Origin of the sequence: Streptomyces sp. NPDC101234, assembly GCF_044767525.1 — a bacterium.
GTDB classification, from domain to species: domain Bacteria; phylum Actinomycetota; class Actinomycetes; order Streptomycetales; family Streptomycetaceae; genus Streptomyces; species Streptomyces sasae.
The window spans coordinates 1-25,758 of sequence record NZ_JBIWOA010000041.1; the positions used below are offsets into that span (position 1 = coordinate 1).

Below are 25,758 nucleotides of genomic sequence, written 5' to 3' on the forward strand. Positions count from 1 at the left end.
GGGGGGGGGGGGGGGGGGGGGGGGGGGGGGGGGGGGGGGGGGCGCCCCGGCCGCCCCCCCGGCGGGGGGGGGGGGGGCGGCGCGGGGGGGGGGGGGGGGGGGGGCCCCCCCCCCCCCCCGACCACGATGGCGCCGCACCCGACCGACGGCCTGCCGTCCTACGGCGCTTCGCGTACCCGGAACGCCTCCGCGTCCCAGCTGCCCTCCAGCCGTGCGGACAGCCAACCCGGCGCCACCGCACGGAAGTCGGCGGGCGCGAGAGCCCCGGCCCCGGCGGGCAGGGCACCGAGCAGCGGCGCCCCCGCCACCTCCGGCAGGTCGGCCACATTGCACCGCGAGGCCAGGTCGGGGGAGTCCGGCCAGCTGCCGATCACCACTCCCAGCAACTCCAGCTCACGGAAGCGCAGTTCACGGGCGGTCAGCTCGGTGGTGTTCAGGGTGCCGAGCCCGGCCGACGCCACGAGCAGCACCGGCGCGTTCAGCAGCCGGGCCACGTCCGCCAGGGTGCCGCCCGTCGCGTCGAAGCGGACGAGCAGTCCGCCGGCGCCCTCCACCAGCACCAGATCGTGCTCGGTGGCCAGCTTGGCGGCCGCCTCCGCCACGTCCTGGGGGCGGACCGGGGTGAGCCCCGCCCGACGGGCCGCCGTGCCCGGCGCCAACGGCTCGGGGAAACGGGCGACTTCGGCCGCCGTCACGGCACCCGCGAGCCGCGCGACCTCGTCGGCATCCCCGCGCTCGTCCGGTCGTACCCCGGTCTGCGCGGCCTTCAGGACCGCCACCGAGCGGCCCGCCGCGAGCGCGGCGGCGGCGACCGCGGCCGTGGTGACCGTCTTGCCGACCTCCGTGCCCGTCCCCGTGATCACCAGGATCGGCATGCTCATCCCTCCCGCGCCGCGGCGCACACCGCACGCGCGATCCGCGCCACGTCCGCGTCGTCGGTGACGTACGGCGGCATCGTGTAGACCAGGTCGCGGAACGGCCGCAGCCACACGCCCTCGCGCACCGCGGCCGCCGTCGCGGCCTCCATGTCGACCTCGTGGTCGAGTTGTACGACCCCGATGGCGCCCAGAACGCGGACGTCCCGTACCCCGGGGTTGTCCCGTGCGGGCGCGAGTCCGTCCCGCAGGCCCGTCTCGATCCGCTTGACCTCCCCGAGCCAGTCCTGCCCGAGCAGCAGTCCGAGCGAGGCGCAGGCCACGGACGCGGCGAGCGGATTGCCCATGAACGTCGGCCCGTGGGCCAGCACCGGCACCTCGCCCCGTGAGATCCCCTCGGCCACCCGAGGCGTGCACAGCGTCGCCGCCATGGTCAGATAGCCGCCGGTCAGCGCCTTGCCCACGCACATCACGTCCGGCGTGACGGCCGCGTGGTCCGCCGCGAACAGCGCGCCCGTGCGCCCGAAGCCGGTCGCGATCTCGTCGAACACCAGCAGCACGTCATGTGCGTCGCAGGCCTCGCGCAGCACCCGCAGATACGCGGGGGAGTGGAACCGCATCCCGCCCGCGCCCTGCACCACCGGCTCCACGATCACCGCGGCCAGTTCGCGCGCGTTCCGCTCGATCACGGAGCGCAGCTGGTCCGCGTACGACTCCTCGTACTCCGTCGGCGGCGCGTCCGCGAAGACCTGGCGCGGCAGCACCCCGGACCACAGGTCGTGCATCCCGCCGTCGGGGTCGCACACCGACATCGGCTGCCAGGTGTCGCCGTGGTAGCCGCCCCGCCAGGTCAGCAGGCGCTGCTTGGCGGGGCGGCCGAGCGAGCGCCAGTACTGCAGGCACATCTTCACGGCGACCTCGACCGACACCGAGCCGGAGTCGGCGAGGAAGACGTGTTCGAGGCCGGCCGGCGTGATGTCGACAAGGAGCTTCGCCAGCCGGACGGCGGGCTCGTGGGTGAGCCCGCCGAACATCACATGGCTCATTCGGCCGAGCTGTGCGCTCGCGGCCTCGTTCAGCACCGGGTGGTTGTAGCCGTGGATCGCCGACCACCAGGACGACATGCCGTCGACAAGCTCGCCCGAGCCGTCCGCGAGCCGCAGCCGGACCCCGCTCGCCGACTCCACGACGAGCGGTTCGGCCCGGCCCGGCATCGGACCGTACGGATGCCAGACGTGCCGCCGGTCGAGGACCAGCAGCTCGGGGACGCTCAGGTCAGGCATTGGGCGCGAGATCCGTTCCGGCCCCGCGACGGCGGACGGCGACCAGGTCGGTACGCGGTTCGTTGACGGTCGCGGTCGCGGTCGCGGTGGCGGCGACACCCTCGTGGGAACCGCAGCCCGACCCGCATCCGGCCTCGGCGTGCGATCCGCATCCTGCGTCCGCGTGTGAGCCGCAGACGGAACCCGCGGCCTCGGCCCGGTGCTCCGGCAGCGTCACCTCGTCGGCCCCCTCCACCACGAACCCGGCGTCCGCGATCATCTCCAGGTCGGCCTGGCCGGCCTGGCCCTCGGTGGTCAGGTAGTCGCCCAGGAAGATCGAGTTGGCCAGGTTCAGCGCGAGGGGTTGCATGGTGCGCAGATGTACCTCGCGGCCGCCCGCGATCCGCACCTCCACGTCGGGGCAGACGAACCGCACCATCGCGAGGATGCGCAGACAGCGCTGCGGGGTGAGGTTCCACTCCTTGGCCAGCGGGGTGCCCTCGACCGGGATCAGGAAGTTCACCGGAACGGAGTCCGGGTCCAGCTCGCGCAGTGAGAAGACCACGTCGACCAGGTCCTCGTCCGTCTCGCCCATACCGGCGATCAGACCGGAACAGGCGGACAGACCGGCCGCGTGCGCCTTGTTGACCGTGTCCACCCGGTCGGCGTACGTGTGGGTGGTCGTGATCTCCCCGTACGTCCCCTCGGACGTGTTGAGGTTGTGGTTGTAGGCGTCCGCGCCCGCCTCGCGCAGCCGCTCCGCCTGGCCGTCGGAGAGCAGACCGAGGCAGGCGCACACCTCGACGCCCTCGTTCTGCTCCTTGATGGCCTTGATGGTGCCGGCGACCCGGTCCACGTCCCGGTCGGTCGGACCGCGTCCGGACGCCACCAGGCAGACCCGCTTGGCGCCCCCGGCGAGCCCCGCGGCGGCCGCCTTGGAGGCCTCGTCGGGTTTCAGCCAGGAGTACTTCAGGATCCCGGTCGATGAGCCCAGCCGCTGCGAGCAGTAGGAGCAGTCCTCAGGACACAGGCCCGACTTGAGGTTGACCAGGTAGTTGAGTTTCACGCGCCGGCCGAACCAGTGCCGGCGCACCTTGCCGGCCGCGGCCACCACATCGAGCACGTCGTCGTCGGAGGTCGCCAGTACGGCGAGCGCTTCCTCGCGGGTCGGCAGCTCGCGCCGAAGCCCCTTGTCCACCAGCGTGTTCAGCAGGTCCATGAGAGCCGATCCTGTACTACGAGGCAGCTCCGGGCCAAGGAGAGTTTGCACAACCCTGTCAGTTCGACGTGTGGGTATTGCCACACACTGGGTGACTGGTCGTCCCGCTAGGGTCTGTCCACTGCCTACAAAATCATCGGAGGGGTCATGGCGTTCGGCTGGATCGACGAACAGGCGGATCTCCGCCGCCGCGCCGGACTCGTACGGACCCTGCGCCCCCGTCCCGCCGACTCGCCGCTCCTGGACCTGGCGAGCAACGACTACCTGGGCCTCGCCCACCACCCGGAGGTCGCCGAGGGCGCGGCCGAGGCGGCCCGGACCTGGGGCGGCGGCTCCACCGGCTCCCGACTGGTCACCGGCACCACGGAACTCCACACCGAGCTGGAGCGCGAGCTGGCCGAATTCTGCGGGTTCGAGGCGGCCCTGGTCTTCTCCTCCGGCTACGCGGCGAACCTCGCGGCCGTCACCACGCTCGGCCCGCACGGCTCGCTGATCGTCTCCGACGCCCTGAACCACGCCTCCCTGATCGACGGCTGCCGGCTGGCCCGGGGCGCCACCCAGGTCGTGGCGCACTCCGACCCGGACGCCGTACGCAAGGCGCTCGGCACCCACGAGGGGATGGCGGTCGTCGTCTCCGACACGGTGTTCTCGGTCGACGGCGACGCGGCACCGCTGGCCGCACTGGCCGAGGCGTGCCGGGAGCACGGCGCCGGACTGGTGGTCGACGACGCCCACGGGCTCGGGGTCCTCGGGGACGGCGGGCAGGGAGCGCCGTACGCGGCCGGGCTGGCCGGCTCCGACGACGTGGTCGTCACGGCGACCCTGTCCAAGTCCCTGGGCAGCCAGGGCGGTGTGGTCCTGGGCCCGGCCCGGGTGATCGACCATCTGGTGAACGCGGCCCGGACCTTTATCTTCGACACCGGCCTCGCCCCCGCCGCGGCGGGAGCGGCGCTGGCCGCCCTGCGGCTGCTGCGACGCGAGCCCGGGCGCGCGGCCCGGGCTCGCGAGGTGGCCGCCGACCTGCACGCACGGCTGACCGCCGCGGGTCTGGAAGCGGTACGACCGGACGCCGCGGTGGTCTCCGTGCGGGCACCGTCCCCGGAGGAGGCCGTGCAGTGGGCGGCCGACTGCCGGACGGCAGGCCTGGCCGTGGGCTGTTTCCGTCCGCCTTCCGTGCCGGACGGCATCTCACGGCTCAGGCTGACCGCCCGTGCCGACCTCTCCGGGGCCGAGATCGAACGCGCTGTACGTGTGATCGGCGAGACACGACCATGAGTCGGCGTGACACGGCCGGGCCTTGCCCATATGCGGATACGGAGTCGGTCGTCAGCTGATCAGGCGGTGAGCGTGGCCACGAAACCCGCCCAGCTCTCGGGGGAGAAGAGCAGCGCGGGTCCGGCCGGGTTCTTGGAGTCGCGCACGGCGAGCAGTCCGGCCGGTGGGCCGGAGTGCGGCCGTGCCGTCTCCACGCAGTTGTTCGCTCCGGTGCTGTAGCTGCTGCGCAGCCACCGCGATCCGTGCAGATCAGCACTTGAAGGTACGTTCCGAGGCAGTGCAGTCATGGTGCCTCCTTACGCGCCGTCACCTATCCCGGCGATGTAATCCAACGAGTCCTCGGGCGAAAGGGCGTGGATCTGAAGGGTGTTGAAGGCCTCCGCGTAGGCCTGGAGGTCTTCTTTCCGTTCCAGATAGAGGCTACTCGTCAACTGGTCGAGAACAACCACATCCAGATCAGAAGTGCTCGGAAATGAGAAGATTACGAAAGGCCCGGTGATGCCCACATGCGCTCCGGCCGCGAACGGCAGCACCTGGAGCCGTACTTGAGGCAGTCGGGCCGCTTCCACCAGCCGCTCCAGCTGCCGGGCCATCACGCCCGGGCCGCCGACCTCCCGGCGCAGTACGGCTTCGTCGAGGACCGCGCTCAGCTCCAGCGGCGGCTCGTTGCGCAGTACGTCCTGCCTGGCCAGACGCACTTCCACCAGGGCGTCCAACGCCTCGTCGTCGAGCCCTTCGGCGGCCACCCGGGTCACGGCACGCGCGTACTCGGGCGTCTGCAGCAGTCCCGGTACGACCGAGGTCTCCAGCGTGCGCATCGCGCTTGCCTGTGACTCCAGACTGATGAAATCCCGGTAGGTCGGGGGCAGTACGCCACGATAGGCGTGCCACCAGTGATGCCGGCCCGCGGTATCCTCCGACCCCGCCAACACCAGCAGCAACTCCCGAAGTTGTCCCTCGATCACGCCGTACGCGTCGAGCAGTAACCGCACATCGGCCGGTTTCACACCGCTGGCGCCGGTCTCGATCCGGCTCACCTTCGACTGATGCCAGCCCACCAGACGGGCGGCCTCTCCGCTCGTGAGACCCGCGCCGGTGCGCAGCATGCGCAGTTCGGCGCCCAGTTTCCGGCGGCGTACCGCGGGACCGTTCTGCATGGGCTACTCCTTACTCCTTCCGAGCCGCCCAAATACGGTCTGGGGTAGCAGAGTTCACCGCTTCGAGCGACAGATATATGCATATCTTGGTGGATCGCTCCCCGTGACCGGCCCGGTAATGGCAGTCTGACGAAGAAGCACCAGTCCGGGACCGTACTCGAACCATCCGCACCGTGTCGGACTCCGGTCCCGAGGAAAGGGACGACCTCGCCATGGCAGACCATCTGGAAGCATCCGTCACTCTGCCGAGCGATCCCGCCTCGGTCTCCACGGCCCGCTCCTATGTGCTGGGCACCCTGGAGGAATGGGGACTGCCACCGGAGACGGAGACCGCGGACACCATCCGCCTCATCGTCTCGGAACTCGCCACCAACGCCGTACAGCACACCTTCGGACAGTCACCCACCTTCACGGTGGACCTCGTCCTTGACCGTGACGAACACCTGCGCATCGGCGTCACGGACAGTCATCCGCGCTTCCCCAAGAGACTCCCCGCCGCGGTCCAGCAGGACAACGGACGCGGCATGGTCATCATCCGCTGGCTCACCGCCGAGTGCGGCGGCAAGCTCCGGGTGCGCCCCACCCGGGAGGGCGGCAAGACCGTCTTCATCGAACTGCCCTGGACGGTCCCCGCCGAACCCGTCACGACCGCCGGCCAACAGGAGCCGTAGCCCTGAGCCCCTGCCGGCCGACTCGTCGAGCGGATCAGCTGACCCGGCCGTACCAGACGCTCTTGGTCCAGATCTTCTGGAGCTTCACCACGTCCCCGGTCTTCGGGGCGTGCCAGATCTTTCCCTTCCCGGCGTAGATGCCGACGTGGTACACGCTGGAACCCGAGTGGAAGAAGACCAGGTCCCCGGCCTTGCGGTTGCCGGCCGAGATGTGACGGGTCTTGTTGTACTGCTGGGCCGCCGTACGCGGCAGGGTCTTGCCCGCCTTCTTGAACGAGTACAGCGTGAGCCCGGAGCAGTCGAACCGGTTGGGTCCGGTGGCGCCCCACCTGTAGGGCGCGCCCTTCTTCGAGGCAGCGACCTGCAGTGCCTTCGTCCCCATCGTCGCGGCCGAGGCGTCGGAGGCGACGCCGGGGATCACGATCGAGCCGCCGACGGCGGCGATGGTCAGCGCCGAGGCCGTACCGGCCCGGGCCATGAGCGACGGAACACGATTGAGCGCAGTCATGCGCAACCCTTCGTCAGCCGCCTGTGAAGGATGACCTGTCGGATTCGGGCTGGCGAAGTTGCCCGGCCGTGTCGCCACGGCTTCACCCCAAGGGCAGCTCGGCCCGGTCATGGCGTGACCGTTCCGGCGACCCGTAGTGCTTGGGTCCTCCACTCCTGCCGATGCACTTCTGTCGACGGGTCAATCCGGGCGGCGGCAGGACTCGGCGTCCGCCCGGACCGCCCCGCCGCTGTGGCGGGGGCTTGTCGTCAGACAGGGATCTTCACTCACTCGTGTCCGAAAATCCCAACGGAATCGGGGATTTGTGGGGTTACTCACCACCCACCCGTTCGGGTGGACAACCCTTTGTTCGATTCTCCGTCAACTCCCCTGCGTAGCCCCGGACCTGCACCGGAGCGTCATGCGGGTGTCTCCGAACGGGCGTCCTGAGCGACCTCTTCGGTCAGGTAAAACCACGCCACACTCCGCCGAACGGCAGTAACCCCTTTGGGTCGTTTCAACTCCGGCCCGGGCGTGGCTTCGACGCGCCGCCCCCGATTCTTGCGGGCATCACCGTACGCAGTCGGGCGGGAGTACGACGCGAGCGGTCCGGCGCTCACCGTCGAGCACGCGCAACGCCCGTGCCAGCGTGTCCCCGTGAAGCTCCGTCTCGCCCCGCCGATGCATCAGGGCGAGCGCGTCGCGCAGCTCGGACGCCGCGCGCACCAGCGCCTGCGCGGCGCGCAGCCCTCGATAGGTGTCCTCGTTCTGCGCCGGGTTGATACGGCCCAGCAGGTCGACCACGTCCAGGTAACGGTCGATCAACTCGCCCTCGGCCCGGGTCAGTGCGGGCAGCGGGGGAAGCTCCGGTGGCAGCATCGGCGCCTCACCCCGCGTCCGGCAGACCGAGCGAGGTCCTGCGGCTGGGTACGATCCGGTCCACCAGCCCGTACGCCAGCGCCGCTTGCGCGTCCAGGACCAGGTCCCGGTCCAGATCCTGGTGGACCTGCTCCGGTGTGCGCCCGGTGTGCTTGACGAGCATGCTTTCGAGCAGCGCCCGGACCCGGTCCAACTCCGCCGCCTGGATGGCCAGATCGCTCGGCTGGCCCTGCACCGGTTCCGGCAGCGACGGCTGCTGGAGCACGATGCGTGCGCCCGGCAGCACGGACCGCTTGCCCGGTGCGCCGGCCGCGAGCAGCACCGCGGCCGAGGCCCCGGCCTGCCCCAGGCAGATCGTCTCCACGTCACAGCTGACGTACTGGACCGTGTCGTAGATCGCGGCCATCGCGCTGAACGACCCGCCCGGAGAGTTGATGTACAGCGCGATGTCCTGCTCCGGGGCGGCGTGCTCCAGATACATCAGCTGCGCCATCACGTCGTTGGCCGAGATCTCGTCGACGGGTGCGCCGAGGAAGACGATCCGCCCCTCCAGCAGCTTCGAGTACGGATCCAGGGTGCGCTGTCCGGAGCTGGTGCGTTCCGTGAACTCTGGCAGCACATAGCGGGCGGACGGTCGGGTCATGGCATACCCCTCCTCGCGGCCGAGGCGTCTCGGCGGCCGGACTCTCTGTAAAAAATGTACAGGACGTACAGAGGCTTGGGTGGGTGTTCCGCTGTCGCCGAACAAGATGTGTTGTCCGAGGTGCCCCGTAAGCTGGGTTCATGGCCTACGAGATTCCGGTGACGCAAGCCAGGGCTGAGCTCGCCGAACTGATCAACCGGGTGGTGTACGGCGGTGAGCGCGTCGTCGTGACGCGGCACGGCAAACCCCTGGTCGCCCTCGTCTCCGCCGCCGACCTGGAGCGCCTCGAAGAGCTCTCGGAATCCGCCGAGGACCAGGTGGTCAGCTCGGTCTCCACCGTGCGCGAGACCGCCGCGGTGCGCCCGGAGCGCAGCCGCTTCGGCATCGCGGCGGAGCACCGGGGGGCCGCCGGCTCCTGACCACGGACACGGCGTCGGCCCTCCACCGGAGCGTCCGGGGGAGGGCCGATCGGGTGTCATGGGGCGTGCCGTGGGACGTAGGGCCACGGTGCGGCCTTCGTCGACGGGCAGGATCGAGCCGGTCACAGGGATGGCGTCGACAAGACGGCGGATGATGGCGACATCCGCGGGGCGCCCCACCCGTTCGGCCGACACGGTGTTCACCGCCGGGGCGAACTGCGCCTGCAGCCGCCCCTCGGGCAGGAAGTCTCAGCAGTCGGCGTCGACGACACTGGGTCCACCCCTACGGGCGCGAGCCCGGCGACCGACGGGGACGCGATCCGCTCGACGGCGCCGCCGACCGCCGCGAAGGTCACCGCCCCGCGGCACTGCGCGACGTCCTCGATCGGGCGAGCGCGCGCGGCGAGATCGCCGCTGATTCGGACCCCGGACTCGTCACCGACGCCGTCCACGGGGTGTGCCGAGAGCCGGTCCGGTGCCCCCGTGCGGCGGACCCGGTGCGGTTAACGTCGTTGAAACTCCGGCGAACTAGCCTGCCCATCCACGCCACCAGCGGTTTTGTGTCCGTACAGGTGGCTGCGGCAACCGGACCCCGCACGGTCCGGAGCGAGGACTGTGAGGTGGGACGTGCAACTGACCCCGCACGAGCAAGAGAGGCTGCTGATCCATGTGGCGGCCGACGTCGCCGAGAAGCGCCGGGCCCGCGGGCTCAAGCTGAACCACCCCGAAGCCGTCGCCCTCATCACCTCGCACATCCTGGAGGGCGCACGTGACGGCCGTACCGTCGCCGAGCTGATGGCCTCCGGACGCAAGCTGCTCACCAGGGACGACGTCATGGAGGGTATCCCCGAGATGATCCATGACGTCCAGGTCGAGGCGACCTTCCCGGACGGCACCAAGCTCGTCACCGTCCACGACCCGATCGTCTGAGGGGGCCGCCGATGATTCCCGGAGAGATCCTCTTCGCCGACGAGCCCATCGTGTACAACGAGGGCCGCGCCGTCACCCGGATGACCGTCCTCAACGCCGCCGACCGGCCCGTCCAGGTCGGCTCGCACTACCACTTCGCCGAGGCCAACCCCGGACTGGAGTTCGACCGGGACGCGGCGCGCGGCATGCGGCTGAACGTCGCCGCCGGTACCGCCGTCCGCTTCGAGCCCGGCATCCCCGTCGACGTCGAACTCGTCCCGCTCACCGGCGCGCGTGTGGTGCCCGGGCTGCGCGGCGAGACCGGAGGTGCCCTCGATGCCTGAGATCTCCCGTGCCGCCTATGCCGACCTGTTCGGGCCGACCACCGGGGACAGGATCCGGCTCGCCGACACCGACCTGCTCGTGGAGATCGAGGAGGACCGTTCCGGCGGGCCCGGTCTCGCCGGGGACGAGGCCGTCTTCGGCGGCGGCAAGGTCATCCGTGAGTCCATGGGTCAGTCGCGTGCTACGCGCGCAGAAGGCACCCCCGACACGGTCATCACGGGTGCCGTGATCATCGATCACTGGGGCATCGTCAAGGCCGACGTCGGTATCCGCGACGGCCGGATCACCGGCATCGGGAAGGCCGGCAACCCCGACACCATGGACGGGGTGCACCCGGACCTGGTGATCGGGCCCGAGACCGAGGTCATCGCCGGCAACGGGCGGATCCTGACCGCCGGTGCCATCGACGCCCATGTCCACTTCATCTGCCCGCAGATCGCCGACGAGGCGCTGTCGGCGGGGGTGACGACCCTGGTGGGTGGTGGCACGGGACCTGCCGAGGGCTCCAAGGCCACCACCGTGACACCGGGTCCGTGGCACCTCGCCCGGATGCTGGAGGCGATGGAGCAGTACCCGCTCAACATCGGGTTCCTCGGCAAGGGCAACACCGTCTCCCACGAGGCGATGCTCTCCCAGATCCGGGGCGGGGCCCTGGGGCTGAAGCTGCACGAGGACTGGGGATCGACCCCGGCGGTCATCGACGCCGCGCTGACCGTCGCCGACCGGACGGGTATCCAGGTGGCCATCCACACGGACACGCTGAACGAGGCGGGGTTCGTCGGGGACACGCTCGCCGCGATCGGCGGACGTGGGATCCACGCCTACCACACCGAGGGTGCGGGGGGCGGGCACGCGCCGGACATCATGACCGTCGTCTCCGAGCCGCACGTACTGCCGAGTTCGACGAATCCGACCCGGCCCTACACCGTCAACACCGCCGAGGAACACCTCGACATGCTGATGGTGTGCCATCACCTGAATCCGGCGGTGCCGGAGGACCTCGCCTTCGCCGAGTCGCGGATCCGGCCGTCGACCATCGGGGCCGAGGACGTGCTGCACGACCTCGGTGCGATCTCGATCATCTCGTCCGACGCGCAGGCCATGGGGCGGGTGGGTGAGGTGATACTGCGGACCTGGCAGACCGCGCATGTGATGAAGCGTCGGCGGGGCGCGCTGCCTGGGGACGGGCGCGCCGACAATCGCCGGGTACGGCGGTACGTCGCGAAGTACACCATCAATCCGGCGCTCGCCCAGGGGCTGGCCCGGGAGGTCGGCTCGGTGGAGACCGGCAAGCTCGCCGACCTCGTGCTCTGGGAGCCCGCGTTCTTCGGGGTCAAGCCGCAGCTCGTCATCAAGGGCGGGCAGATCGCCTACGCGCAGATGGGCGACGCCAACGCGTCGATCCCGACGCCCCAGCCGATCCTGCCGCGTCCCATGTACGGGGCGATCGGGCGGGCGCCGGCCGCCAACTCCTTCAACTTCGTCGCCCCGCTCGCCATCGAGGACGGGTTGCCGGAGCGGTTGCAGCTCGGCAAGCGGTTCGTCGCCATCGAGTCGACGCGTGGGGTGACCAAGGCGGACATGCGGGAGAACGACGCGCGTCCCTCGGTCCGGGTCGATCCCGACAGCTTCGCCGTGTACATCGACGGGGAACTGGTCGAGGCGGCACCGGCCGCGGAACTGCCCATGGCCCAGCGCTACTTCCTGTTCTGAGAGCGGGTGGTCGTGGTGTCTCGGGCAGCGTTGCTGGTGCTGGCCGACGGCCGCTTTCCCGCCGGAGGGCATGCGCACTCCGGCGGGGCCGAAGCGGCGGTCAAGGCCGGGCGGATCACCGGGGCGGCGGATCTGGAGGAGTTCTGCCGGGGGCGGTTGCACACGGCGGGGCTGATGGCGGGTGCGTTCGCCGCGGCTGCGGTACTCGGTGTGGGGGTACGGGAGTTGGATGCGGCGGCTGATGCGCGGACGCCGTCGCCCGCGCTTCGGGGCACGGCTCGCAAGCTCGGGCGGCAGCTGCTGCGGGCCGCTCGGGTGACCTGGCCCGGGTCCGAACTCGACGCCCTTGCACGGGAGTTCCCCAAGGGGGCGCATCAGCCGGTGGTGTTGGGAGTGGTCGCTCGGGCGGCGGGGCTGTCGGCTGCCGACGCGGCGTACTGCGCGGCGTATGAGTGCGTGAGCGGGCCGGCCACGGCGGTGGTGCGGTTGCTGAGTCTGGATCCGTTCGAGGCGACGGGGGTGCTGGCTCGGTTGGCGCCGGAGGTGGACCGGGTGGTCGACCGGGCCGTGGAGGCGGCGCGAGGGGTGGCCGGGGGTGGGGTGGATGTGCTGCCCGCGGGGTCGGCGCCGTTGCTGGAGATCGGGGCGGAGTGGCATGCGGGGTGGGGGGTGCGGTTGTTCGCGTCCTAGTTTTCTCGCCCCCGCCGCCCCTACCCGTCCCATCACCAGGGGCTGCGCCCCCTTCGACCCCCGCCGCGTCCCGTCCCGGGGGCTGCCGCCCCCGGACCCCCGCTTCGGCCTGAACGGCCTCGTCCTCAAACGCCGGACGGGCTGGAGAGGGTGCGGACCGGCTTTTGTCCTTGGACGCCGGACGGGCTGGGAGTTGCGGAACAGGTCAGTTTGAAGGTCACGTAGTACAAGGAGCCGTATATGCACCTCGATCACGATCACCACGGTCCCGCTGTCCTCAGCGCCGACGCGCGTCGGCCCGATGGGGCTCGGCGTGCCCTTCGGATCGGGCTCGGTGGGCCCGTCGGGTCCGGGAAGACCGCTACCGTCGCCGCGCTCTGCCGGGCGCTGCGTGACGAGTTGTCCCTCGCCGTCGTCACCAACGACATCTACACGCGTGAGGACGCCGAGTTCCTGCTGCGGGAGGCCGTGCTGCCGCCCGAGCGGATCACCGCCGTCGAGACGGGGGCCTGTCCGCACACCGCGATCCGCGACGACATCTCGGCCAACCTCGAAGCCGTGGAGGACCTGGAGGACGAGGTCGGGCCGCTGGATCTCATCCTCGTCGAGTCGGGCGGGGACAACCTCACCGCCACCTTCTCCAAGGGGCTCGTGGACGCGCAGATCTTCGTGATCGACGTGGCCGGCGGTGACGACATCCCCCGGAAGGGCGGCCCGGGGGTGACCACCGCCGATCTGCTGGTCGTCAACAAGACCGACCTCGCTCCCTACGTGGGTTCCGACCTGGCGCGGATGGCGGCCGACGCCAAGGCGCAGCGGGCGGAACTGCCCGTCGTCTTCCAGTCGTTGCGTGGCGAGGCCGGTGTCGGGGACGTCGCCTCGTGGGTGCGGGAGCGGCTCGCCGCGTGGACGGCATGACCGCCACCGGTGTACGGGCGGCCGCGCGGATCGTCGCCCGGGAGGACGGGCGGGGCGGGACGGCGTTGCCTGTGCTGGAGGGCCAGGGGCCGCTCGCGCTTCGGCGCACCCGGGGGAGCGGTGCCGAGGCGCGGGTGATGGTCGTCGGGGCGATGAGCGGGCCGCTCGGTGGCGACCGGTTCTCGGTCGAGGCGACGGTGGAGCGGGGGGCGCGGCTGTGTGTCGGGTCCGCCGCGGCCACCATCGCTCTCCCGGGGCAGGCGAAGGGCGAGGCCCGGTACGACGTTCGGCTCGATGTCGCCGACGGCGGTGAACTACGGTGGCTGCCAGAGCAGTTGATCTCGGCGAAGGGGAGCGATCTACACGTCACGACCCGCGTCGACGTCGGAGCCGGCGGGCGGCTCGTGCTGCGTGAGGAGCAGGTGCTCGGGCGGGCGGGGGAGGAGCCCGGGCGGCTCACCAGCCGGCTCACCGTGCGCGTCGCCGGGAAGGCCGTACTGGACCAGGAGTTGGCCTGCGGTCCCGGGGCGCCCGGTGGATGGGACGGGCCGGCCGTGCTGGGGGGACATCGCGCGGTGGGGCAACTCGTCGTCGTACGACCGGAGTTCGAGGCCGAGCCGGTGGTGGCTCGGATGCTGGGGGAGTGCGCCGCCCTCACTCCGCTCGCCGGGCCCGCCGTGCTGGTGAGTGCGGTGGCGGTCGACGCGCTGCGGCTGCGGCGGGTGTTGGACGAGGCGTTGGGCCATCTCTGTGGCTGATCCGCTCAGCGGGACGTGATTGTCCGGTTATCGGATTGGTAACGACGGCCGTCACACCCTGTCCTCAGGAGGTTCACAGCCGGAAGGATCCCCTCTGACCATTCGTCACCATGTACGGGGAGGGGCCCACTTGAGGGACAACTTCAGATCGAGGAGCCGTTTGCTGGCGCTCGGTTCCGCGGGCGCGCTCGTCACGGCGACCCTGATCACCGGTGCGCTCGCGGCGCCCGCGTCCGGTGCCGAGGCGCGCAAGGGCGGCCAGGACCGTGCACAGTGGGGCGCTTCCGTCGCCGCCGCGCGTGCCGCCAAGGCCGGCATCGACTGGGCGGACTGCCCGGCCGACTGGGGCTTCGAGAAGCCCATCCAGTGCGGCTGGGTCAGCGTGCCGCTCGACTACACGAACCCCTACGGCAAGCAGATCAAGCTGGCCGTCGACCGAATAGGCAACACGGGGACGAAGGCGGAGCGCCAGGGCGCGCTCGTCTACAACCCCGGCGGCCCGGGCAGTTCGGGGATGCGTTTCCCGCGCCGGGTCACCACCAAGAACCCGCTGTGGGTCAACACCGCGAAGGCATACGACTTCGTGGGCTTCGACCCGCGCGGCGTCGGCCACTCCGCGCCCATCTCCTGTATCGACCCGCAGGAGTTCGTGAAGGCGCCCAAGGCCGACCCGGTGCCGGACACCGAGGCCGACAAGACCGCCCAGCGCAAGCTGGCCGAGCAGTACGCGGACGGCTGCGCCGCGCGCACCGGCCGGGCGATGCTCCAGCAGATGACCACCCCGAACACCGCACGCGACCTGGACGTCATCCGGGCCGCGCTCGGCGAGAAGAAGCTCAACTACCTCGGGGTCTCCTACGGCACCTACCTCGGCGCCGTGTACGGGACGCTGTTCCCGGGGCATGTGCGCCGGATGATCGTCGACAGTGTCGTCAACCCGTCGCGGGAGAACATCTGGTACCAGGCCAACCTGGAGCAGGACATCGCCTTCGAGGGCCGCTGGAAGGACTGGGAGGACTGGGTCGCCGCCAACGACGCCGCCTTCCACCTCGGGACCACCCGCGACGCCGTCCAGGCCAAGTGGCTCCAGCTGCGCGCCACCGCCAAGGCGAACCCGATCGGCGGGGTCGTCGGACCGGCCGAGCTGATCTCCTTCTTCCAGAGCGCGCCGTACTACGACTCCTCGTGGGTCCCGGTCGCGACGGTGTTCAGCAAGTACTTCGCGGGTGACGCCCAGGCCCTGGTCGACGCCGCCGCCCCGAACCTGACGAACACCGCGGGCAACATCACCTCGGAGAACGGCAACGCCGTCTACACGGCCGTCGAGTGCACCGACGCCAAGTGGCCCACCAGCTGGCAGAAGTGGGACCGCGACAACACCGAGCTCAACAAGCAGTACCCGTTCATGACCTGGGCCAACGCATGGATGAACCTGCCGTGCGCCACCTGGCCGGTCAAGCAGCAGACCCCGGTCGAGGTCACGACCCACAAGGGGCTGCCGCAGGTGCTGATCGTGCAGTCCACCCGTGACGCCGCCACCCCGTACCCCGGCGCCGTCGAACTGCACAAGCGCTTCAAGGGCTCCCGTCTCATCACCGAGCAGGGCGCCGGCTCGCACGGCGTGACCGGCCTGGTCAACCCGTGCATCAACGACCGCGTGGACGCCTACCTGCTCACCGGCAAGCTGGACAGTGCGGACGTCACCTGCACACCGCACGCGACTCCGAAGCCGTAGCCACAGCCATAGCCGTACAGCCGGTGCGGGCGGCGGGGAGCACCTCCCCGCCGCCCGCACCCGTACCCTCAACTGAGCGGCGCGCGCGGGAACCTGCGTTCCTTCCCGCCCTTCTCCGCGGCCTGTTCGGCCTTGACGACGGCCGCGTACTGGTCGACGTACTCCTGCCCGGAGAGGGACAGGATGGCGTAGATGATCTCGTCGGTGATGGCGCGCAGGACGGCCTTCTCGTCCTCCATCCCGGCGTAACGGGAGAACTCGAGGGGCTTGCCGAAGCGGATCACCACGGGGTGGATGTTCGGGATGACCTTGCCCGGCGGCTGCGCCTCGAAGGTACCGATCATCGCGCACGGGATCACCGGGACCCCGGCCCGCAGCGCCATCACGGCGACACCGACCTTGCCCTTGTAGAGCCGGCCGTCGTGCGAGCGGGTGCCCTCCGGGTAGATGCCGAGCAACTCGCCCTTGCCCAGCACCTTGAGCCCCTCACGGATCGCGGCCTGGCCCGCCTCCTTGCCGGAGCGGTCCACCGGGATCTGCCCGGCGCTGCGGAAGAAGAACGCGGTCAGCCGGCCCTTCACACCCGGCCCGGTGAAGTACTCGGCCTTGGCGAGGAAGGTGATGCGCCGCTTCAGCACGGCCGGCATCAGGAAGTGGTCGGCGAAGGAGAGGTGGTTGCCCGCGACGATCGCGGGTCCGGAGGCCGGCACATGCTCCAGACCTTCGATGCGGGGGCGGAACACCAGTCTCAGCAGCGGCCCCAGGAGCACGTACTTGAGAAGGTAGTAGAACACGGCTGGCAGCCCCCAACTCCACGAGGTGACTTCAAACTGACGTTCTCCCAGGCCGGGGCCCACTTGTATGAATAGCACAGTTGGGGGACGTCGCCAGTCCGCTCGACCCTCCCGCCGAGGAGTGTCACGGCTCCTGGGGGGTCAGCCGGACGATCTGGAAGCCGGCGGTCGCCAGCACGGACGGGAGTGCGCGCACGGCATCGCGGTCCCGGTCCCGTACGGATTCGCCGAGCAGCTCCCATTCCACGAGGTCGGGCCGGGTTCTGGCGGTGTCGTCACGGACGTGGCCGTATGTCCAGCCCTCCCGCTGCCGTGCCGCCAGCCAGCGCCGGTGCTCCATGACGGCCAGCCGGCCGATCTCGTCGTCGCGGAAGGCGAACGGCGGCTTCGGCGCCACCCGAGGAGCGATCGCGCAGTCGATGGAGCGCAGCTTGGGGCCGATGTGCCGGGCCGCGGCCCGGTTGTCCTCCTGGAGCCGGCCGGGCAGCCGTTCCCAGGGGACCATGGACGGATTGGCCGCCACGACGTCCCCGTGCCGGCGGCGGGCCAGCACGTACTCCTCGTGGAAGGCCCGGGCGAGCTGCTCCATCAGGTCGTCGTCGAGGAGCTCGGGCCGGCAGGCCGCGTCCAGGACCCCGAACGGCCGCAGCCTGCCGCCGAGATCGTCCAGCATCGCCGTGTCGCCGTCGCCGAGGGAGGCGCCGTAGGAGCCGGCCTCCTGCAGTTGGAGGGTCAGACCGTCCGGCGTGGTGGGCCAGGCCCGGACCGCCGTCAGCGCGGTGCGCAGGGAGACGTCGTCCGGTCGGCAGCAGACGTAGACGCGTCCGGGCACGGTCGCCGGCTCGGCCGAACGCAGCTCGGAGAGCAGCTCGTTGACGGCGTGCCCGGTCTCCGGCATGTCCCGTGGGGTGAGCCGGCACACCTCGGCCAGGAACTCGTACCGGGTGCACAGAGCGGTGAGCGCGGCGGTGGCCGAGTCACCGGCCCAGGTCACCGGAAGCGGCCCGGACGGGTGCTCGCGCAGTCGCCAGCGCCGGGCCAGTTCGACGAGAAGGGCGCGGGCGAACGGGGAGACCCCGACGATCAGGCAGCCTGCCGGAGCGGCGGTGTCCTGGGCCTCGAAGCCTTCCTCGGCGGCGAGTTGACGGGCCGCGAGGACATCCACGTTGAAGAAGTCGAGGCGTACCCGGCCCTGTGCCGTGCCCACCAGGTGGCGGGCCTGCAGGGCGGTGCACATCTCCTGGTCGGCGACCGCCGCGTGCACCCGCAGCGGCTCGCGGGACCGGGTGGCCAGGTTCCGCACCGCCGCGGCGATCAGGACGTTGTCACCGTAGTCCTCGTCGCACGCGTAGACGGCGGCCGCGCGGACCGCTCCGGCCCTGCGGAGCGTCTCCGGGCGGCGGCCGTCCCCGACCACGTTCAGCACCCCGTCGTCGTTGCCGGCGGCGGAGACGACGACCACGGTCTTGCCCGCCGCCCGCAGCCGGGCCGCCAGCATCCGGGCGGTCCCGCCCGACCCGCAGACCACGCAGTGCCCGCGCAGCCGTGCCATCCGCAGCCGCAGCAGTTCACCGGCGCCGAGGATCCGGACCGTCTCGGCGAGCGCGTAGACCGTGGTGAGTGGGGCCGCGTACCGGGCCACGTCAAGGGCCAGGGGGAGCGGACCGCCCCTGTCCAGCGGTGTGGCGGACAGCACGAACAACTGGCAGGAGTAGTAGAGGAGATCGGCAGGACCGTGCCCGAACTCCGGGCGCTGCCGCAGATAGGTCCGGAAGCCGGCGCAACCGAGCGCCACCGCCGCCACGGCCAGGGCGGCGAAGCTCAGCCTGAAGACGGTGAAGGGACGTAAGGACAGCTCGTCCCGCCCTCGTGTGACCATCGCACACCCCCGTGAGCAACCGCGCCGTGCGCACCTCATGGTCGGTGCCATCCCGCGGCGCGTCAATGTGCACGATCGCCGCGGGGCGGCCGCTCTCCCTGGCGCGGCCGCCGTCGTACGCCGGCCGGGAGTCAGGCCGTCAGGACCTTCTCCAGCGAGCCCAGCGCGGACCGCAGTTCCTCCGCCGTGATGGTCAGCGGCGGGGCCAGCCGGATCGTGGAGCCGTGCGTGTCCTTGACCAGCACGCCCTCGCGCATCAGACGTTCGCTGATCTCGCGGCCGGTGCCGATCGCCGGATCCACGTCGACGCCCGCCCACAGCCCGCGCGAACGGAAACCGACCACACCCTTGCCGACCAGCTCCGCCAGACCGTCCCGCAGGATCACGCCCGACTCCGCAGCCCTGCGCTGGAACTCGCCGTTCTCCAGCAGCTCGACCACCGCCGTGCCGACGGCCGCCGCGAGCGGGTTGCCGCCGAACGTCGAGCCGTGTTCGCCGGGCCGCAGCACACTCATCACCTCGCGCCGGGCCACGACCGCCGACACCGGCACGATCCCGCCGCCGAGCGCCTTGCCGAGCAGCAGCACGTCGGGCACGACGTCCTCGTGGTCCACGGCGAGGGTACGGCCGGTACGGCCGAGGCCCGACTGGATCTCGTCGGCGATGAAGAGGCAGCCCTTGCGCCGGGTCAGTTCGCGGACCCCGGTCAGATAGCCGTCGTCGGGGATCATCACCCCGGCCTCGCCCTGGATCGGCTCGATCAGCACGGCCGCCGTCGTCTCGTCGACCGCCGCCTCCAGCGCGGCCAGGTCGTTGTACGGCACGATCCGGAAGCCCGGCGTGAACGGGCCGAAGCCCGCCCGGGCCGTCTCGTCCGTGGAGAAGCTGACGATCGTGGTCGTACGGCCGTGGAAGTTGTCCGCCGCCACGACGATCGTGGCCCGGTCGGCGGGGACGCCCTTCACGTCGTAGGCCCATTTGCGGGCCACCTTGATGCCGCTCTCCACCGCCTCCGCGCCGGTGTTCATCGGCAGCACCATGTCCAGGCCGGTCAACTTCGCGAGCCGTTCGGCGAGTTCGGCCAGCCGGTCGTTGTGGAAGGCGCGGGAGGTGAGGGTGAGCTGGTCGAGCTGGCGGTGCGCGGCCTCGACCAGGGCCGGGTGGCGGTGGCCGAAGTTGAGGGCCGAGTAGCCGGCGAGCATGTCGAGGTAGCGGCGGCCCTCGACGTCCTCCACCCAGGTGCCCTCGGCACGGGCGACGACGACGGGCAGCGGGTGGTAGTTGTGTGCGAGGACCGGTTCCTCCGCCTCGATCAGTTCGGCGGAGGAACGCGTGCGCGCGGGTGCGGTCATCAGAGGGATCTCCTGGTCCTCAGCGGATTTCCTGGGTGCAGCACTTGATGCCGCCGCCGGCCTTGTGGAACTCGGACAGGTCGACGGGGACGGGCTCGTAGCCCTGCTCGGCGAGGCGGGCGGCGAGCGCCTCGGCCTGCGGCGCGATGAAGACATGACGGCCGTCGGAGACGGAGTTCAGGCCGAACGCCATCGCGTCGTCACGGGTGGCGAGCACCGCGTCCGGGTACAGGCGCCGCAGTACGTCCCGGCTGCCGGGGGAGAAGGCCTCGGGGTAGTAGACGATGTTTCCGTCGGGCCGGCCGTCGAGGACGAACAGCGCGGTGTCCAGGTGGTAGAAGTACGGGTCCACCAGGGTCAGGCTGATCACCGGGTGGCCGAAGAACTCCTGCGCCTCCCGGTGCGCCTCACGGGTGGTGCGGAAGCCGGTGCCGGCGAGCAGGTAGCGGCCCGTCCAGACCAGGTCGCCCTCGCCCTCGACCACCGAGGCCGGGCGGTGCACGTCGTAGCCCGCCGTCTTGAACCAGAGGTCGTAGTGGGTGGACTCGGGGCGCCGCTCGGGCGCGTGGAAGAGGGAGCCGAAGACGCGGCCGCCGACGACGACCGCCGAGTTCGCGGCGAAGACCATGTCGGGCAGACCGGCGACCGGCTCCAGATGATCGACGCTGTGGCCATGGGCACGGTATGCGCCGATCAGCGCGGTCCACTGCTCCTGGGCCAGGTCGATGTCGACCCTGGTGTCGGGGTTCATCCAGGGATTGATCGCGTACTGCACGGCGAAGTGTCTGGGTTCGCAGACGAGGAAGCGCCGGACGCGCGGCACACGGCTTTCGGACACAGAGCTGTTCCTCCGCTTTCCTGCGGTGTCGACTGAGGGTTGACACCAAGGTAGAAAGCGACAGATCCGCACGACAAGAAATAAATGTTGCGCATCTGTGCAGGAATACTGCGTATCCGATCGTACAAACGCAGCATTGATGCGTTTACTCGGGCACGGGCTGTGTCGCGCCCGCCTCCGGGCTCTCCGGGAGCAGGTGCGACAGCACCATCACGCTGATCGTCTTCCGGATGAACGGTTCGACGCGGATCCGCTCCAGCACCTCCTCGAAGTGGTCCACGTCCCGCGCCCGCACGTGCAGCAGGGCGTCCGCGCCGCCGGTCACCGTCATGGCCGCGGTGATCTCCGGATGGTTGCGGACCACCTCCGCGAGCCGCCGGGGCGGGGCCGCGCCCTCGCAGTACACCTCGACGTACGCCTCCGTGCGCCAGCCGAGTGCCGACGGCTTGACGGTGGCCGTGAACCCGGTGATCACACCGGTCTCGCGCAACCGGTCGACCCGCCGCTTCACAGCGGTGGCGGAGAGCCCGACGGCCGCGCCGATCTCGGCGAAACTGGTCCGCGCGTTCGCCATCAGCGCGGTGGTGATCTTCCGGTCGAGTTCGTCGAACGGGACGGTGCCGCTGTTCATGTGCGCACTGTATCCACGCGCGCAGACGGTTCAGGAGCACCACTTCATCCGGCGCGAACGTCCACGTCCGGGACATGTCCAGCGCCCCGCCGAGCCGCCTACACTCCGTTCATGCTGCGCGCCCTCGCCGTCGACGACGAACGCCCCTCGCTGGAGGAGCTTCTCTACTTACTCAACGCCGATCCGCGGATCGGCAGTGTCGAGGGCGCCGGGGACGCCACCGAGGCGCTGCGCCGCATCACCCGCGCCCTGGAGTCCGGACCACAGGGCCCCGAGGCGATCGACGTCGTCTTCCTCGACGTCCAGATGCCCGGTCTGGACGGCCTGGAGATGGCCCGCCTCCTCACCGGCTTCGCCCGGCCCCCGCTGGTCGTCTTCGTCACCGCCCACGAGGACTTCGCGGTGCGGGCCTTCGACCTCAAGGCGGTCGACTACGTCCTGAAGCCGGTACGGAAGGAACGCCTCGCGGAAGCGGTACGCCGGGCCGCCGAACTGCGCGGCGCCGCACCCCGGATACCCGTGCACGAACCCGACCCCGACCACATCCCGGTCGAACTCGGCGGTGTCACACGGTTCGTGGCCGTGGACGACATCACCCACGTCGAGGCCCAGGGGGACTACGCCCGCCTCCATACCGACCGCGGCAGCCACCTCGTCCGCATCCCCCTGTCCACCTTGGAGGACCGCTGGCGCTCCCGCGGCTTCGTCCGCATCCACCGCCGCCACCTCGTCGCCCTGCGCCACATCGGCGAACTCCGCCTGGACGCGGGTACGGTGAGCGTCCTGGTCGGCGACGAGGAACTCCAGGTGAGCCGGCGCCACGCACGCGAACTACGGGACCTGCTGATGAGGAGGGTCTGACGATGCCCGCGGACCCCGCCGAGCGCCGTGTCACGGTCACCGGCCCGCCGCGCCGCAGCCGCCGTACCTCCGGCTACTACCGGCCGCGCACCGAGATCGACGAGCAGACCACCCTCGGCCACACCTATGTCCGCTCCCTGATGCGTACCCAACTCCGGGCCGCTCTGGTCGTGTTCGCGGTCCTCGTGTTCCTCGTCGGCCCGCTTCCGCTGGTCTTCGCGGCCGCCCCCGAGGCGCGCCGCCTGGAGTGGCTGGTGCTCGGCTTCTGCCTCTACGCCCCGCTGATCCTGCTCGCCCGCTGGTACGTGCGCCGCGCCGAACGCAACGAGGAGGACTTCGTCCGCCTCGTCGAGGACCGATGAGCCGTCGCATGCCCGCACCGGTCCTGAACTCCCGCCGGGGCGAGGCCGGATGAACTCCGGATACGCCGTCCCGGCCGTCGCCCTCGTCGTCGTCGCGACCGTCCTGGTCGGCGCCTTCGGCCTGCGCATCTCCCGTACGACGTCCGACTTCTACGTCGCCTCGCGCACCGTCGGCCCCCGCCTCAACGCGGCCGCGATCAGCGGCGAGTACCTCTCCGCCGCCTCCTTCCTGGGCATCGCGGGACTGGTCCTCGTCCAGGGCCCGGACATGCTCTGGTACCCGGTCGGCTACACGGCCGGCTACCTGGTGCTGCTCCTCTTCGTCGCCGCCCCGCTGCGCCGGTCCGGCGCCTACACCCTCCCCGACTTCGCCGAGGCCCGGCTCGCCTCACAGGCGGTACGACGGCTCGCCGGGGCGTTCGTCGTGGGCGTCGGCTGGCTGTACCTGCTCCCGCAACTGCAGGGAGCGGGGCTGACGTTGGCGGTGCTCACCGGCGCCCCGGACGCGCTCGGCGGCCTCATCGTGGCCGTCGTCGTCGTGGCCACCGTCGCCGCCGGCGGGATGCGCAGCATCACCTTCGTCCAGGCCTTCCAGTACTGGCTGAAGCTCACCGCGCTCCTCGTCCCCGCCCTCTTCCTGGTCCTCGCCTGGCAGGGCGCCGGCGCCCCCACCCACGCCTTCGACGAGCCCGCCACCTTCCGCGACCGGCGCACCGTGGACGTCCAGGACACCCTCGCCCTCAGACTCGACCGCCCCCTCACGGTCACCGTCACCGGCACGGTCGACGGCCGCCCGCGCGAGGATGCCAGGATCACCCTCCCCGAGGGCACCCACCGCATCGCCGCCGGCACCCGGCTGACCTTCGCCGAGGGCACCCGCGTCCCCGCCACCGACCGGGGCACCAACGGCGGCATGTCCACCTCGCTCGCCGAGAGCCGCGAGGAACGCCCGCTGTACGCCACGTACGGACTGATCCTCGCCACCTTCCTCGGCACCATGGGCCTGCCCCATGTCGTCGTCCGCTTCTACACCAGCCCGCACGGCGTCGCCGCCCGCCGCACCACGGTCGCCGTCCTCGCCCTGATCGGCCTCTTCTATCTCCTGCCACCCGTCTACGGCGCCCTCGGCCGCCTCTACACCCCCGAACTCACCCTCACCGGAGACGCGGACGCCGCCGTCCTGCTGCTGCCCGGCCGGGTCGTCGGCGGTGTCGGCGGCGAGCTGCTCGGCGCGCTGGTGGCGGGCGGCGCCTTCGCCGCGTTCCTCTCCACCGCCTCCGGGCTCACCATGGCGGTCGCCGGAGTCCTCACCCAGGACGTCCTCCCGTCGCGCGGCGTGCGGCACTTCAGACTCGGGACCGTGCTGGCGATGGCCGTACCGCTCGCGGCCGGCATGCTGGTGGGCGGGCTGCCGGTGGCCGACGCCGTCGGGCTCGCCTTCGCCGTATCGGCCTCCTCCTTCTGCCCGTTGCTGGTCCTCGGCATCTGGTGGCGGCGGCTGACCCCGCCCGGCGCGGCCGCCGGGATGCTGGTCGGGGGCGGCTCGGCGTTCTGCGCGGTGGCCGCGACGATGGCCGACTTCCCGGGCACCGGGAGCCTGCACGCCCTGCTCGCCTGGCCGGCCCTCTGGTCGGTGCCGCTCGGCTTCCTCACCATGATCCTGGTGTCCCTCGCGACCGCGAGCCGGGTGCCGCCCGGAACGGCCGCGATCCTGGCCCGCTTCCACCTGCCGGAAGAGCTGCACGCGGAGGTCAAGGCGTGACCGCGTCCCTCCGAGGCGTGACCGCGACCCTCCGAGGCGAGACCGCGACCCTCCGAGGCGAGGCCGCGTCCCTCCGAGGCGCGACCGCGCCGCCGTCTCCCGGGGGGAGGCCATGACCGGTTTCCTGGCCGGCCTCCTGGTCGCCGTACTCCCGCTGCTCGCCGCCGGTTTCTGGCTGGGCCGCCGCACCGCGCGCCCCGAGGGCCTCGGCGGCGGCCTCGGCACCCCCGTCGAGTACGCCACCTTCGAGACCCTGCACACCGCGTCCCTGGCCGCACCCCCGCTCCGCGCCGGCCTCACCGAGGAGACCGCCCGCCGCTCGGCCCGCCGGCTGCGCACCCTGCTCGGCACCGACGCCCTCTGCCTCACCGACCACGAGAGCCTGCTGGTCTGGGACGGCGTCGGCGGCCATCACCGCACCGAGATCATGGAACGCCTCGCCGGACCGCTGGAGTCCGGCCGCGGCGAGGCCTTCCGGCTGCACTGCGAGCTCCCCGACTGCCCGGTCCGCTGGGCCGTGATCGCCCCCCTCACCGTCGACGACCGCGTCCACGGCACCCTGGTCGCCTGCGCCCCACGAGAGTCGGCCGTTCTGGTCCGGGCGGCCGGCGAGGTCGCGCGCTGGGTCGGCGTCCAACTGGAACTGGCCGACCTCGACCGCTCCCGGACCCGCCTCATCGAGGCCGAGATCCGCGCCCTGCGCGCCCAGATCTCCCCCCACTTCATCTTCAACTCGCTCGCGGTGATCGCCTCGTTCGTGCGCACCGACCCCGAGCGCGCCCGCGAACTGCTCCTGGAGTTCGCCGACTTCACCCGCTACTCGTTCCGCAGGCACGGCGACTTCACCACCCTCGCCGACGAACTCCACGCCATCGACCACTACTTGGCGCTGGTGCGGGCGCGGTTCGGCGACCGCCTCACGGTCACGCTCCAGATCGCTCCCGAGGTGCTCCCGGTCACCCTGCCCTTCCTCTGCCTCCAGCCCCTCGTCGAGAACGCCGTCAAACACGGCCTGGAGGGCAAGACCGGCACCTGCCACATCCAGATCACCGCCCAGGACACGGGCGCCGAGGCCCTGGTCGTCATCGAGGACGACGGCGCCGGCATGGACCCCGTGCTGCTGCGCCGCATCCTGGCCGGCGAGACCAGCCCCTCGGGCGGCATCGGCCTGTCCAACGTCGACGACCGGCTCCGCCAGGTCTACGGCGACGACCACGGCCTCGTCATCGAGACCGCCCCCGGCGCGGGCATGAAGATCACCGCCCGGCTGCCCAAGTACCAGCCCGGAGTGCACCGGACCGCCCGCCTGACGACGGACTGAGCG

At 71.3% G+C, this 25,758-nt stretch carries 27 protein-coding genes and 1 riboswitch; of the genes, 14 read left to right on the top strand and 13 right to left on the bottom strand.

Annotated features, from left to right (window positions below; genetic code table 11):
• Positions 1 to 158: 158 nt before the first annotated feature.
• Genes bioD through bioB form a run of 3 tightly spaced genes read right to left on the bottom strand, consistent with a single transcriptional unit; the run spans position 159 to position 3,356 of the window.
• Positions 159 to 875 carry a dethiobiotin synthase gene (gene bioD / locus ACIRR9_RS45995; RefSeq protein WP_403765191.1) on the bottom strand — a complete coding sequence of 239 codons (717 nt, stop codon included), beginning with the start codon at positions 873 to 875 and terminating at the stop codon, positions 159 to 161.
• 2 nt (positions 876 to 877) lie between these two features.
• Entirely contained in the window at positions 878 to 2,158 is a 1,281-nt protein-coding gene (locus ACIRR9_RS46000) for an adenosylmethionine--8-amino-7-oxononanoate transaminase (RefSeq protein ID WP_403765065.1), read from the bottom strand.
• Complete coding sequence (gene bioB, locus ACIRR9_RS46005) at positions 2,151 to 3,356, bottom strand: biotin synthase BioB (protein WP_403765067.1); 1,206 nt, start codon at positions 3,354 to 3,356, stop codon at positions 2,151 to 2,153. Before bioB ends, ACIRR9_RS46000 begins: the two co-directional genes overlap by 8 nt.
• A gap of 147 nt (positions 3,357 to 3,503) precedes the next feature.
• Between bioB and ACIRR9_RS46010 the strand changes: the two genes are divergently transcribed.
• A complete protein-coding gene (locus tag ACIRR9_RS46010; RefSeq protein WP_403765069.1) occupies positions 3,504 to 4,631 on the top strand; it encodes an 8-amino-7-oxononanoate synthase in 1,128 nt (375 codons plus the stop codon).
• Between the two features lie 59 nt (positions 4,632 to 4,690).
• Here ACIRR9_RS46010 and ACIRR9_RS46015 read toward each other — a convergent pair whose 3' ends face one another.
• Together ACIRR9_RS46015 and ACIRR9_RS46020 are read right to left on the bottom strand one after the other, a co-directional pair.
• Positions 4,691 to 4,918, bottom strand: a complete 228-nt coding sequence (locus ACIRR9_RS46015) for a DUF397 domain-containing protein (RefSeq protein ID WP_365339790.1) — start codon at positions 4,916 to 4,918, stop codon at positions 4,691 to 4,693.
• 9 nt (positions 4,919 to 4,927) lie between these two features.
• Entirely contained in the window at positions 4,928 to 5,788 is an 861-nt protein-coding gene (locus tag ACIRR9_RS46020; RefSeq protein WP_365339788.1) for a helix-turn-helix transcriptional regulator, read from the bottom strand.
• A gap of 212 nt (positions 5,789 to 6,000) precedes the next feature.
• Here ACIRR9_RS46020 and ACIRR9_RS46025 point away from each other — a divergent pair, with 212 nt between their 5' ends.
• The gene (locus ACIRR9_RS46025) at positions 6,001 to 6,459 is read left to right on the top strand and encodes an ATP-binding protein (protein ID WP_365340019.1); all 459 of its coding nucleotides are present in this window, start codon (positions 6,001 to 6,003) and stop codon (positions 6,457 to 6,459) included.
• Positions 6,460 to 6,493: 34 nt separating this feature from the next.
• Here the strand turns inward: ACIRR9_RS46025 and ACIRR9_RS46030 are convergent, their stop codons facing one another.
• The 3 genes from ACIRR9_RS46030 to ACIRR9_RS46040 form a co-directional block, all read right to left on the bottom strand.
• A complete protein-coding gene (locus tag ACIRR9_RS46030; protein ID WP_123978792.1) occupies positions 6,494 to 6,967 on the bottom strand; it encodes a C40 family peptidase in 474 nt (157 codons plus the stop codon).
• 3 nt (positions 6,968 to 6,970) lie between these two features.
• Positions 6,971 to 7,155, bottom strand: a riboswitch (cyclic di-AMP (ydaO/yuaA leader).
• Positions 7,156 to 7,516: 361 nt separating this feature from the next.
• Complete coding sequence (locus ACIRR9_RS46035; protein ID WP_133024808.1) at positions 7,517 to 7,825, bottom strand: hypothetical protein; 309 nt, start codon at positions 7,823 to 7,825, stop codon at positions 7,517 to 7,519.
• Between the two features lie 7 nt (positions 7,826 to 7,832).
• Positions 7,833 to 8,468, bottom strand: coding sequence for an ATP-dependent Clp protease proteolytic subunit (locus tag ACIRR9_RS46040; protein WP_403765073.1), 636 nt, complete (start codon positions 8,466 to 8,468; stop codon positions 7,833 to 7,835).
• 140 nt (positions 8,469 to 8,608) lie between these two features.
• Here ACIRR9_RS46040 and ACIRR9_RS46045 point away from each other — a divergent pair, with 140 nt between their 5' ends.
• The 8 genes from ACIRR9_RS46045 to ACIRR9_RS46080 all read left to right on the top strand — a co-directional run bounded on the left by ACIRR9_RS46045 (position 8,609) and on the right by ACIRR9_RS46080 (position 15,955).
• Positions 8,609 to 8,887 (top strand): type II toxin-antitoxin system Phd/YefM family antitoxin, encoded by a 279-nt coding sequence (locus ACIRR9_RS46045; protein ID WP_403765075.1) that lies wholly within the window; start codon positions 8,609 to 8,611, stop codon positions 8,885 to 8,887.
• Between the two features lie 627 nt (positions 8,888 to 9,514).
• On the top strand, positions 9,515 to 9,817 hold the full coding sequence (locus ACIRR9_RS46050) for an urease subunit gamma (RefSeq protein ID WP_010355509.1): 303 nt from the start codon (positions 9,515 to 9,517) through the stop codon (positions 9,815 to 9,817).
• A gap of 11 nt (positions 9,818 to 9,828) precedes the next feature.
• Positions 9,829 to 10,140 (top strand): urease subunit beta, encoded by a 312-nt coding sequence (locus tag ACIRR9_RS46055; RefSeq protein ID WP_123978795.1) that lies wholly within the window; start codon positions 9,829 to 9,831, stop codon positions 10,138 to 10,140.
• A complete protein-coding gene (locus ACIRR9_RS46060) occupies positions 10,133 to 11,854 on the top strand; it encodes an urease subunit alpha (RefSeq protein WP_403765077.1) in 1,722 nt (573 codons plus the stop codon). Before ACIRR9_RS46055 ends, ACIRR9_RS46060 begins: the two co-directional genes overlap by 8 nt.
• 15 nt (positions 11,855 to 11,869) lie before the next feature.
• Complete coding sequence (locus ACIRR9_RS46065; protein WP_403765194.1) at positions 11,870 to 12,544, top strand: urease accessory protein UreF; 675 nt, start codon at positions 11,870 to 11,872, stop codon at positions 12,542 to 12,544.
• A gap of 240 nt (positions 12,545 to 12,784) precedes the next feature.
• A complete protein-coding gene (gene ureG, locus ACIRR9_RS46070; RefSeq protein ID WP_123978798.1) occupies positions 12,785 to 13,462 on the top strand; it encodes an urease accessory protein UreG in 678 nt (225 codons plus the stop codon).
• Positions 13,459 to 14,220: an urease accessory protein UreD gene (locus ACIRR9_RS46075; RefSeq protein ID WP_403765079.1), complete on the top strand. Its 762-nt coding sequence runs from the start codon at positions 13,459 to 13,461 to the stop codon at positions 14,218 to 14,220. The genes ureG and ACIRR9_RS46075 overlap by 4 nt, the downstream gene beginning before the upstream one ends.
• Positions 14,221 to 14,383: 163 nt before the next feature.
• Positions 14,384 to 15,955, top strand: a complete 1,572-nt coding sequence (locus tag ACIRR9_RS46080; protein ID WP_403765196.1) for an alpha/beta hydrolase — start codon at positions 14,384 to 14,386, stop codon at positions 15,953 to 15,955.
• Between the two features lie 68 nt (positions 15,956 to 16,023).
• Here the strand turns inward: ACIRR9_RS46080 and ACIRR9_RS46085 are convergent, their stop codons facing one another.
• The 5 genes from ACIRR9_RS46085 to ACIRR9_RS46105 form a co-directional block, all read right to left on the bottom strand.
• Entirely contained in the window at positions 16,024 to 16,749 is a 726-nt protein-coding gene (locus ACIRR9_RS46085; protein WP_365345203.1) for a lysophospholipid acyltransferase family protein, read from the bottom strand.
• Positions 16,750 to 16,873: 124 nt separating this feature from the next.
• Positions 16,874 to 18,628, bottom strand: coding sequence for a RyR domain-containing protein (locus ACIRR9_RS46090; RefSeq protein WP_403765082.1), 1,755 nt, complete (start codon positions 18,626 to 18,628; stop codon positions 16,874 to 16,876).
• A gap of 131 nt (positions 18,629 to 18,759) precedes the next feature.
• The gene (gene rocD, locus ACIRR9_RS46095; RefSeq protein WP_403765084.1) at positions 18,760 to 19,980 is read right to left on the bottom strand and encodes an ornithine--oxo-acid transaminase; all 1,221 of its coding nucleotides are present in this window, start codon (positions 19,978 to 19,980) and stop codon (positions 18,760 to 18,762) included.
• A gap of 19 nt (positions 19,981 to 19,999) precedes the next feature.
• Entirely contained in the window at positions 20,000 to 20,818 is an 819-nt protein-coding gene (ddaH, locus tag ACIRR9_RS46100) for a dimethylargininase (RefSeq protein WP_403765086.1), read from the bottom strand.
• Positions 20,819 to 20,963: 145 nt separating this feature from the next.
• Entirely contained in the window at positions 20,964 to 21,449 is a 486-nt protein-coding gene (locus tag ACIRR9_RS46105) for an Lrp/AsnC family transcriptional regulator (protein ID WP_123978805.1), read from the bottom strand.
• A gap of 111 nt (positions 21,450 to 21,560) precedes the next feature.
• Here ACIRR9_RS46105 and ACIRR9_RS46110 point away from each other — a divergent pair, with 111 nt between their 5' ends.
• The 4 genes from ACIRR9_RS46110 to ACIRR9_RS46125 all read left to right on the top strand — a co-directional run bounded on the left by ACIRR9_RS46110 (position 21,561) and on the right by ACIRR9_RS46125 (position 25,755).
• Positions 21,561 to 22,310 (top strand): LytR/AlgR family response regulator transcription factor, encoded by a 750-nt coding sequence (locus ACIRR9_RS46110; RefSeq protein ID WP_384571245.1) that lies wholly within the window; start codon positions 21,561 to 21,563, stop codon positions 22,308 to 22,310.
• Between the two features lie 2 nt (positions 22,311 to 22,312).
• Positions 22,313 to 22,672 (top strand): hypothetical protein, encoded by a 360-nt coding sequence (locus ACIRR9_RS46115; RefSeq protein ID WP_123978807.1) that lies wholly within the window; start codon positions 22,313 to 22,315, stop codon positions 22,670 to 22,672.
• Positions 22,673 to 22,721: 49 nt separating this feature from the next.
• Positions 22,722 to 24,434 carry a cation acetate symporter gene (locus ACIRR9_RS46120; protein WP_403765089.1) on the top strand — a complete coding sequence of 571 codons (1,713 nt, stop codon included), beginning with the start codon at positions 22,722 to 22,724 and terminating at the stop codon, positions 24,432 to 24,434.
• Between the two features lie 112 nt (positions 24,435 to 24,546).
• Positions 24,547 to 25,755 carry a histidine kinase gene (locus tag ACIRR9_RS46125; RefSeq protein ID WP_365345190.1) on the top strand — a complete coding sequence of 403 codons (1,209 nt, stop codon included), beginning with the start codon at positions 24,547 to 24,549 and terminating at the stop codon, positions 25,753 to 25,755.
• The last annotated feature ends 3 nt before the right edge of the window (positions 25,756 to 25,758 follow it).